Here is a 9,649-nt window from a genome sequence, read left to right as displayed (position 1 = left end):
CCCGGGTGCACTAGACCGGACCCGTGCACGAGGGGGACGACACCGACGACGCGACGACGGAGGCGCTCGGCCGGTGGCTGGCGCCGCGGCTCGGGGCCGTGGGGGAGGTGCGCCTCACACCGGCCGGGGCGCCGAGCAGCGGCTTCTCGGCCGAGACCGTCGTCCTCGACGCGACGTGGAGGTCGGTGGACGGTGATCGAGCTTCACGACTGGTGCTGCGCAGGGAGACCCCCGACCCGCCCGTGTACCCGACCCAGGTGCCGGGCCTCACCGTCGAGGTGGAGATCCAGCACCGGGTGATGGAGGCGCTGGCCGCCACCGGCCGGGTGCCCCTGGCCCCGCTCCTCGGCTACGAGGCGTCCGCCGAGGTGCTCGGAGCGCCGTTCTTCGTGATGGGCTTCGTCGAGGGGATGGTGCCCATCGAGTCGCCGATGTACACCCTGGAGGGCTTCTTCACCGCCCTCGACCCCGCCCGGCGGCGCACCATGACGCGCACCGGCGTGGAGGCGCTGGCCGCGGTCCACGCCGTCGACTGGCGCGCCGACGGGTTCGCCTGGCTGCTGGCCCCGGGCACCGAACCGAGCGCCGGTCACCAGCTCGACCTGTGGGAGGCCTACGGCGACCTCGAGCTCGCCGGGCGCGAGCACCCGCTGTGGTCGACGGCGCGGACGTGGCTGCGCGGCGACGTCCCGGACGGCTCCCCGGCCACCCTGTGCTGGGGCGACCCACGGCTCGGCAACATCATCTGGCACGACGACCGGCCGGCCTGCCTGACCGACTTCGAGGCGGCCTGCATCGCCCCGCCCGAGGTCGACCTCGGCTGGTGGCTCATGGCCGACCGCTGGGCCCACGAGATCTCCGACGCGGAGCGCCTCCCCGGCGAGGCCACCCGGGCCGAGCAGGTCGAGCACTACGAGGCCGTGTCCGGTCGGATCGTCGGCGACACGGCGTGGTGGGAGATCTTCGCCGCCTTCCGCTACACCGCCATCGTGGTGCGGGTGATGAACCGGATGGTGGCCCGGGGCCACCTCCCCGCCGACAACACGATCTGGCTGGAGAACCCGGCCTCGGCCTGCCTCGCCCACCTCCTCGAGGAGCACGACCGATGACCGACGACGCCGCGACCGACGACGCGACCGACGAGGTGGGCGCCGGACCCGCCATCCCCGACCACATCCCGACGGCGGGGGCCGAGCCGACCGCCGCCGACGACGACTTCCACCCGCCGACCGACGACGACCCGTTCTGGACCGAGACGTGCTGGTTCACCTTCACCGCCCCCGACCACGGGCTGTCGGGCCAGCTCTACCCGTTCTTCCGCCCGAACCAGGGGGTCATGGCCGCCGCGGTCTACGTCTGGGACGAGTCCGGCGACCAGATCTGGAACTGCCGCTACGCCAAGAACTTCTGGCACCTTCCCATCCCCGCACAGCCGCTGACGGACATCCATCTGCCGAACGGCATCCGCTACCGGACCGTCGAGCCGCTGCAGCGCTACGAGCTGCGCTTCGACGACCCCGACGCCGACGACCTGCACCTCGACCTCACCTTCGACGCAGTGGCCCGGCCCAACCTCCTGGGCACGTCGCACCTCGACCAGCCCGGCCGCTACACCGGCACGATCGTGCTCGACGGCGAGGAGATCGCCGTCGACAGCTACGGCTTCCGGGACCGCTCGTGGGGTCCGCGCTCGCAGTTCGGCGACAGCCTCCACGGGGCCACCAACGGCGGGTACAGCTATGCCACCGCCTCGCCGGCCGAGGGCTTCCACGCCATCACCATGAACTACGGCGGCGACCCGGCGTCGGCCGACGGCTGCATCGGGATCCACGGCTACGTGATCCGCGACGGCCGGTGGGCCAAGCTCACCTCCGCCCGCCGGGAGGTCGTCGAACGGGACCCCGACACCGGGGCTCCCGTACGCGTCGTGCTCGACATCGACGACGAGCTGGGCCGCAGGCTCCACGCCGAGGGACGCTGCCGCAACCGGCTGATGGTGGCCCTCAACCCGAACCTGGTCACGGTGAACTGCCTCACCGAGTGGAGCTTCGACGGCCTCACCGCCCACGGCGAGGACCACGACAACTGGTCGGCCGCGTCGATCCGGCGCTTCCTGCGCGCTCGGTAGGTGGACGGCGGGCGAACCTCCGCCCAACAGGTCGAAATCGCCACGGGAAAGGTCACAGGGCGCCGGTAGCTTGGCCGGGCGCGCCGGCCGACGCCCGATGATCGCCGATGAGTTCCGATCGGCGAAGGAGTCCTCCCCACCATGACCATCACGACCACCTACGCGGTCGAGGCCCACGGCCTGACGAAGCGCTTCGGCGACACCGAGGCGCTCCGGGGCGTCGACCTCGCCGTCGAGCCCGGCACCGTGCTCGGCCTGCTCGGTCCCAACGGCGCCGGCAAGACCACCACGGTGCGCATCCTGGCCACCCTGTTGAAGCCCGACTCCGGTCGCGCCGTCATCGACGGCGTCGACGTGGTCGCCGACCCCCGCTCGGCCCGCAGCCGCATCGGGCTCACCGGGCAGTACGCCGCCGTCGACGACCGCCTCACCGGCGCCGAGAACCTCGAGCACGTCGGCCGCCTGTACCACCTGCCGATCGCCGAGGCCCGGGCCCGGGGGCGCGAGCTCCTCGAGCGCTTCGACCTGACCGGCGCCGCCGACCGCGTCGTCAAGGGCTACTCGGGCGGCATGCGGCGCCGCCTCGACATCGCCATGAGCCTGATCTCCCGGCCGGCGGTGCTGTTCCTCGACGAACCGACCACCGGGCTCGATCCGCGCAGCCGGATCGGGATGTGGGAGCTCATCGAGGAGCTGGTGGCCGACGGCACCACGCTGCTGCTCACCACCCAGTACCTCGACGAGGCCGAGCGGCTCGCCCGCGACATCGTCGTCATCGACCACGGTCTGGTGATCGCCAAGGGAACCGCCAGCGAGCTCAAGGGCGAGTTCGGTGGCGACCGACTCGAGGTCACCGTGGCCGACGGTGACGACCTCGCCCGCACCGCCGAGCTGCTGCGACCCCGGTCGATGGGCACCGAGGCGGTCGACCGGGTCGCCCGAACGGTGTGCATCGCCGTCACCGACACCCACAAGCTGGTCCCCCAGATCGTGCGCCAGCTCGACGACGACGGCATCGAGGTCCTCGACGTCGTCATCCGTCGACCCACGCTCGACGACGTGTTCCTGCAACTGACCGGCCACACGGCCGAGGCCGGCGACGAGACCGACGGAGAGCCCTCATGACCACCGACGCCACCCTCGACGCCACGGTCGCGGCCCCCGCCGGCGCCACGCTCACCCGGGAGACGCCCCACGGGCCGATCTGGATGTGGCGCGACAGCTGGACGGAGGCCGTCCGCCATCTCAAGGTCGTGCCCCGCAACCCCGAGCTGTTGATCTTCGCCACCATCCAGCCGGTGATGTTCGTGCTGTTGTTCAACTACGTCTTCGGCGGCGCCATCGGCGCCATCCCCGGCTACGACGACTACACCCAGTACCTGCTCCCCGGCGTCTTCGCCCAGACCGTGCTGTTCGGGTCGGCCTTCACCGGGGTCGGCGTGGCCGAGGACCTGCAGCGAGGCATCATCGACCGCCTCCGCTCGCTGCCGATGTTCCACCCGGCCGTGCTCATCGGCCGCACCATCTCCGATCTCCTCCGCAACGTCCTCACGTTCGTCGTGATGCTGGTGGTCGGCTTCCTGATCGGCTTCCGCTTCGGCGGGACCATCGGTGCGGCGATCGGCGCGACCCTCCTTCTGCTCGGATTCAGCTACGCCTTCTCGTGGATCCAGGCCTACATCGGCCTCTCGGTGAAGTCCGTCGAGGCCGCCAACTCCGCCGGGTTCATCTGGATGTTCCCGCTCACGTTCATCTCCTCGGCGTTCGTGAGCACCGAGACGATGCCCTCGTGGCTGCAGCCGATCGCCGACGCCAACCCGTTCACCCAGCTGGTCAACGCCTCCCGGGCCCTCTACAACGGCAACGACCCCGGGTCGGCCCTGTGGATCTCGGTGGCCTGGGCGGTCGGGATCACCGTGGTGTTCGCCGGGCTGGCGTCGCGCAAGTTCAACCGCTCCACCGCCGCCTGACCCGACGACCGGGCGGGATCCGGGCCCGGGTACGACGAACCCTGGCGCTTCCGGCGCACCTCACGAGCGGGGCCGGATCGACCACCGCGGTGGCGATGGTTCCCCAGCCGGCGTCGAGCCGGTACACTCGCACCGTCGTTCGCGCCCGCCGGCTCTCCGGGGGGCGCTCGTGTGTCGGTCAGCGCGTGTGACGCAGTGACGCCGACTCGGCCACCCCCCGGTGCGCCGACTCCCCGCCCGCCACCGGGTGCGCCGGGAGACCGGGCGAGGACGACCGGACGGCATCCGGACGCGGGGGACACCCGAGGGTCGGGACGGTCACGGTGCGGTCGCACCGGCCGCGGCGCAAGGATGCCCACGAGAGGACAGACCGAGTGGACGAAGCGGGCAACACGGCGATGATGGACGGAGCCGCCACCGAGGAGGCCGGCACCGATGCGGCCCCGTCGGCGGGACCGCGTCCGGCGTCCGACGTCAGGGCCGAGGCCGCCGTCGCCCGCGATCCCGGCTTCCTGGCCCTGGTCGAGGCCCACGCCTGGGACGAGGCCGACGACGAGGCCACCGCCCGCCTCGAAGCCGAGCCGGGTGCGTGGCAACGGGCCCTGCTCGAGCTGTTGCACGAGACCGACGAGGCCCTCACCGCCGTGCGGCGGGCCCGTTCGGCCGATGCCGCCCAGGCCGTCGCCGACCTCGAGGGCGAACAGGCCCGCCTCGAACGGGTCCTCGACCGGCTCCTCGGCATCGCCGAGCCCGAGCCGCCCGCCCCCGCCGAGCCCGCCGTGGGACCCGTCGCCCTGCAGCTGAGCTGGGCCGACCGGAAGCTGGTCGCCTGGGCCGGCGGTCCGGGTCAGCCCGCCGTCGACCGGGCCGGCCTGGAGGCCGCCCTCGCCGCCACCGCCTCCCCCTCGATCTGGGAGAACCGAGCCCCGGTGCAGCTGCCGGACGGCAGCGGCCGTGCCGCCGCCGCCGAGACCCACGTCGGGGCCGTACTCGGATGGCTGCTGGCCGACTGCACCGACCGCGACGTCGACGGTCTCGGCGCCAGCGCCCGCTGGCTCGGGCACGTGGCGGCGTGGGCCGTGGAGCTCGTGGCGAAGGGCGCGATGGTGCCCCACGTCCGGCGGATCCATCGCAAGAGCCGCCAGAAGCCCTCGTACGTGGTCACCTGGACGCCGGCGCTCGTCGACGTCGAGCGGCTCCGCCGTACCGCCGAGTCCATGCCGGGCGCGGTCGGGGTCCTCGGGACGAACGTCGACGCCCCCACCCTCACCCGCTCGGTGCTCGCCGAGGTGGTCGACGTCATCTGCCGCGACGCCGCCAAGCGCGTCGAGGTGCCCGCCGCGCCCCCGGAGACCCGCACGCCCCACGAGCTGGCCGAGACGTTGCTGGCCCACCTCGACGGCTCCGCGTTCGAAGCCCCGGCCGGCATGGTCGGTGACCTGACCAGCGCCCTCGACCGCTGGTCGGCGCCCGTCACCGGCAAGTCCTACAGCCCGCTGGTCGTCCAGCTGGATCCGCCCGACTCGGGCGACGCGTGGCACCTGGCGGTGTTCGCCCAGAGCGGCAACCAGCGCCTCACGCCCGTCGAGGTGGCCCTCGTCAACGCCGGCAACCAACGCCGCGAGATGGAGGCCAACCTGGTGCGCCTCGAACGGCTCTTCGAGCCGCTCAAGCGACCCGGCAGCCTGCGCCGGGGCGAGGTGGTGCTCAGCCAGGCCGAGGCCTGGGAGCTGATGACCGAGGTCGGCCCCGTCCTGCGCGACGCCGGCTTCGACGTCCGGGTGCCGGCGCTGTCGCGGCGCACGCCCACCCCGTCGCTGCGCCTCTGGGCCGAGGGGGGGTCGACCGCCGTCGGCGCCAACCAGCTCGCCGACGTGCGCTGGACCGCGGTGTTCGACGACGTCGAGCTGAGCGCCGCCGACATCCGGCGCCTCGCCGCCGAGGCCCGCCCGCTGGTACGGGTGGGCGGCCGGTGGGTGGCGCTCGACCACGCCGACCTGGCGGCGGCCGCCGACGCGCTGGCCGAGCGCGCCGACCGGACCCGCATGTCGGGCGCGGAGATGCTCCGCCAGGCCCTCGGGCTCGACGGCTCACCGCTCGCCGGGGGCATCTCGATCTCGGGATCGGGCTGGGCCGCCGACCTCTTGGAGAAGGCCTCCACCGCCACACTCGAACCGGCGCCCGACCCCGAGGGGTTCACCGGTGCCCTGCGCAGCTACCAGGGCGAGGCGCTCGCCTGGCTGGGATTCCTCGAGTCGACGGGCCTCGGCGGGTGTCTGGCTCTCGACATGGGCCTCGGCAAGACCCCCACCCTCCTGGCCCACCTGGTCGGCCTGTCCGACGACGATCCCGCCCTGGTGATCGCCCCGCCCGCCGTGGTGGGCAACTGGGCCTCGGAGGCCCGAAAGTTCACGCCCGGGATGAAGGTCGTGGTCCACCACGGCGCCTCCCGGGCGTCGGCGGAGAGCCTCGCCGCCGAGGTCGACGGCGCCGACGTCGTCATCACCACCTACTCCACCGCGGTCCGTGACATCGAGGCCCTGGAGAAGGTGCACTTCTCCACGGTCGTGCTCGACGAGGCCCAGGCGATCAAGAACCCGGCCAACGAGACCTCTCAGCAACTGCGCCGCCTCGACGCCCGCACCCGGCTGGCCCTCACCGGCACACCGATCGAGAACGGCCTCGGCGACCTGTGGGCCATCCTGGACTTCACCAACCCGGGGCTCGTCGGCCCCCGCCCCGCCTTCGTGGCCGCCCTGTCGGTCAACGGCGACGGCCGGCGCGACGCCGCCGAGAAGGCGCTGCGGGCCCTGAACGGGATCCTGGTGTTCCGCCGGACCAAGTCCGAGCCGGCCATCGCCGCTGAGCTCCCGGACCGCATCGACGAGCTCGACCACTGCTCGATGACCCCCGAGCAGATCGGGCTCTACCAGGCGGTGCTCGACGCCCTGGTCACCGGCGCGGCCACCGAATCGGGAGCCGACCAACGCAAGGGCCAGGTCCTCGCGGCCATCACCGCGCTGAAGCAGATCTGCAACCACCCCGTGGCCTACCGGGCCGACGACGGTCCCCTCGAGGGGCGCTCGGGCAAGCTGGCCCGCCTCGAGGAGATCGTCGAGGTGGTGTACGCCGCCGAGGAGCGGGTGCTGGTGTTCACCCACTTCGCCGAATGGGGCGTGAAGCTCGCCGAGCACCTCACCCGCCGCTTCGGGATCCCGGTCGGCTGCTACCACGGCGGCCTGTCACGTGGGGCTCGTGACACGCTGGTGGCCGACTTCCAGGCCCTCGAGGGGCCCGGTGCGCTCGTCCTGTCGCTCAAGGCGGGCGGCACGGGCCTCAACCTCACCAACGCCAACCACGTGGTGCTCTACGACCGGTGGTGGAACCCCGCCGTCGAGGACCAGGCCCGCGACCGGGCCTGGCGGATCGGCCAGACCAAAACCGTCATCGCCCACCGCCTCGTGTGCCCGGGCACGGTGGACGAACGCGTCGAGGAGGTCGTGGCCGGCAAGCGCCACATCGCCGACCTCGTGCTGCCGAAGTCGAGCTCGCTCGGCGACCTCGACGCCGAGCAGGTGAAGGTGGCCCTGGGTCTGCGCCCCGACGAGGTGCTCACCGAGGTCCCCGAGCCGATCCCCGCCGTCGCCACCGAGGAGGACGACGCCGCATGAGCCGATCCCGTCGAGGGGCGCGGGGCCGCCGGCCGGCCGACCGCACCGAGCTGAGCGTCCGGTTCTGGGGGAACGGCCCGGACGCCGAGCCGCACCCGATCCGGGTGTCCGAGGACCCGTCGGCCATGGTGCGCTCGCTGGGGCCTCCCCCGCTGAAGGGCCACGAGGTACCGGCGGAGTACACGTTCCGCCTCGTCTACGACAAGGCCGTCGCCCTGGCCGCCACGCTGGTCACCGCCGCCGAGCTCGACAGCCACGACGACGACGAACCGCCCGCCGCGCCACCGGGCACCTGACGCACGCGACCCGGGCCGCGCCCACCACCGTGCCACGCTGGGTGCGGAGGAGCCGGTGGGACGACCGCGGTGGAACCGAGCGACGAAACGGGCCCCGCTCCCGCGGGCCGTGGTCGTGGTCGTCGGGGGCGCCCTCGTCCTGGTCACCGGCTGCGGTGCGCCCGACGACGGCCGGGCCGTCGTCGTGGCGTCGACCGGGGTGCCGGCCACGACGGCGGCACCGACCACCTCGACGCCTCCGACCACCGCGCCACCGACCACCCCGGTCCCACCGCCGGTGGCCGCTCCGGCCCCGTTCGACCCGCGCGCCGTACTCGAGCCACTGGTGATCGACGACCGCCCGCGACCCGACCGACCCTATCGGCGCGACGAGTGGCCCCACTGGGACGACATCGACGGCAACGGCTGCGACGAACGCGACGACGCCCTGCTGCGCACCTCCCTCCAGCCCGCCGCCACCGGGCCGGGCTGCCAGGTCCTGTCGGGCTCCTGGGTCTCGCCGTACGACGGGGTGGCGACGACGGACCCGGGCGCGATCCAGATCGACCACCTGGTCCCGTTGGCCAACGCCTTCGAGTCCGGCGGCTGGCGCTGGGAGACCGCCCGGCGGCGGCTCTTCGCCAACGACCAACAGGGTCTCGTCCCGGCGTCGGCGGCGTCGAACCAGGCGAAGGGGGCCGACACCCCCGACGCGTGGCGACCACCCGACCGGGGGGTCTGGTGCGCCTACGCGGTCGCCTGGGTGCGGGTGAAGGTCACCTACGACCTGACCGCCACCACCCGGGAGCGCGATGCGCTCGGCCAGATGCTCGACACCTGTCCCCCCGCCACGCCTGCCGACGCCATCCCGGGCGGCCCGGGCGGGGCGCCGTCGGTCGTCGTGCCGGCCCCTCCGCCCGCACCGCCACCGGGCGACGGCGGCGGATCCGAGGTGTACTTCGCCAACTGCGCCGCCGCTCGAGCCGTCGGCGCGGCGCCCATCCTGCGCGGCGAACCCGGGTACCGCGAGCGCCTCGACGGGGACGGCGACGGCGTCGCCTGCGAATAGGACGGTCAGGCAGGCGGCGACGAGCGTCGCTCGGCGAGGCGCTGTTGGGCCCGGGCGTCGCGAGCCGCCACCTCGGCGCGGAGCTCCTCGAGCTGCGCGTCCAACGCCGCCCGCAGTTCGGGCCGGCCGACGGCGAGGATGCGCACGGCGAGCAGCCCCGCGTTGGCGGCCCCGTCGACGGCCATCGTGGCGACCGGCACGCCCTTGGGCATCTGGACGATGGACAGCAGCGAGTCGAGCCCGTCGAGGTTCTTCAGCGACACCGGGACGCCGATGACCGGCAGCGTGGTGGCCGAGGCGATCATGCCGGGCAGGTGGGCGGCGCCGCCCGCGCCGGCGATCACGACCTCGATGCCGGCGGCGGCCGCCCCGGCCGCGAAGTCGAGCATGCCCCGACTGTCACGGTGGGCGGAGACGACCTGCACCCGGTGCTCGATGCCGAAGCGCTCGAGCACCTCCACGGCCCCCTCCATCACGGCCAGGTCGGAGTCGCTCCCCATCACCACCGCGACGCTCATCGACCCGCGCTCCTCGTC

At 73.5% G+C, this 9,649-nt stretch carries 8 protein-coding genes; 7 read left to right on the top strand and 1 reads right to left on the bottom strand.

Translation table 11 applies throughout. From position 1 onward, the window contains the following. Nucleotides 1-23: 23 nt before the first annotated feature. The 7 genes from MUE36_07430 (at nucleotide 24) to MUE36_07400 (ending at nucleotide 9,113) form a co-directional block, all read left to right on the top strand. Nucleotides 24-1,109 (top strand): phosphotransferase family protein, encoded by a 1,086-nt coding sequence (locus MUE36_07430; GenBank protein ID MCU0310756.1) that lies wholly within the window; start codon nucleotides 24-26, stop codon nucleotides 1,107-1,109. Next, on the top strand, nucleotides 1,106-2,128 hold the full coding sequence (locus MUE36_07425; protein ID MCU0310755.1) for a hypothetical protein: 1,023 nt from the start codon (nucleotides 1,106-1,108) through the stop codon (nucleotides 2,126-2,128). The genes MUE36_07430 and MUE36_07425 overlap by 4 nt, the downstream gene beginning before the upstream one ends. A gap of 141 nt (nucleotides 2,129-2,269) precedes the next feature. Next, a complete protein-coding gene (locus MUE36_07420; protein ID MCU0310754.1) occupies nucleotides 2,270-3,253 on the top strand; it encodes an ATP-binding cassette domain-containing protein in 984 nt (327 codons plus the stop codon). Continuing rightward, nucleotides 3,250-4,098 (top strand): ABC transporter permease, encoded by an 849-nt coding sequence (locus MUE36_07415; protein ID MCU0310753.1) that lies wholly within the window; start codon nucleotides 3,250-3,252, stop codon nucleotides 4,096-4,098. Before MUE36_07420 ends, MUE36_07415 begins: the two co-directional genes overlap by 4 nt. A 374-nt stretch (nucleotides 4,099-4,472) precedes the next feature. Then, the gene (locus tag MUE36_07410) at nucleotides 4,473-7,769 is read left to right on the top strand and encodes a DEAD/DEAH box helicase (GenBank protein MCU0310752.1); all 3,297 of its coding nucleotides are present in this window, start codon (nucleotides 4,473-4,475) and stop codon (nucleotides 7,767-7,769) included. Then, a complete protein-coding gene (locus tag MUE36_07405) occupies nucleotides 7,766-8,065 on the top strand; it encodes a hypothetical protein (protein ID MCU0310751.1) in 300 nt (99 codons plus the stop codon). Before MUE36_07410 ends, MUE36_07405 begins: the two co-directional genes overlap by 4 nt. A gap of 55 nt (nucleotides 8,066-8,120) precedes the next feature. After that, on the top strand, nucleotides 8,121-9,113 hold the full coding sequence (locus tag MUE36_07400; protein ID MCU0310750.1) for an excalibur calcium-binding domain-containing protein: 993 nt from the start codon (nucleotides 8,121-8,123) through the stop codon (nucleotides 9,111-9,113). Between the two features lie 5 nt (nucleotides 9,114-9,118). Here the strand turns inward: MUE36_07400 and purE are convergent, their stop codons facing one another. After that, nucleotides 9,119-9,631 carry a 5-(carboxyamino)imidazole ribonucleotide mutase gene (gene purE / locus MUE36_07395; protein ID MCU0310749.1) on the bottom strand — a complete coding sequence of 171 codons (513 nt, stop codon included), beginning with the start codon at nucleotides 9,629-9,631 and terminating at the stop codon, nucleotides 9,119-9,121. Between the last annotated feature and the right edge of the window lie 18 nt (nucleotides 9,632-9,649).

It is taken from the genome of Acidimicrobiales bacterium (genome assembly GCA_025455885.1).
GTDB lineage: Bacteria > Actinomycetota > Acidimicrobiia > Acidimicrobiales > Acidimicrobilacustridaceae > Rhabdothermincola_A.
Note: the sequence above shows the minus strand (reverse complement) of the source record. Positions and strands in the feature narration are given on the sequence as shown.

Excerpts from the sequence above, each read along its gene's own strand:
- MUE36_07415 (MCU0310753.1), top strand. The coding sequence starts at position 3,250 with ATGACCACCGACGCCACCCTCGACGCCACGGTCGCGGCCCCCGCCGGC.
- MUE36_07405 (MCU0310751.1), top strand. The coding sequence starts at position 7,766 with ATGAGCCGATCCCGTCGAGGGGCGCGGGGCCGCCGGCCGGCCGACCGC.
- purE (MCU0310749.1), bottom strand. The coding sequence starts at position 9,631 with ATGAGCGTCGCGGTGGTGATGGGGAGCGACTCCGACCTGGCCGTGATG.
- MUE36_07420 (MCU0310754.1), top strand. The coding sequence starts at position 2,270 with ATGACCATCACGACCACCTACGCGGTCGAGGCCCACGGCCTGACGAAG.
- MUE36_07425 (MCU0310755.1), top strand. The coding sequence starts at position 1,106 with ATGACCGACGACGCCGCGACCGACGACGCGACCGACGAGGTGGGCGCC.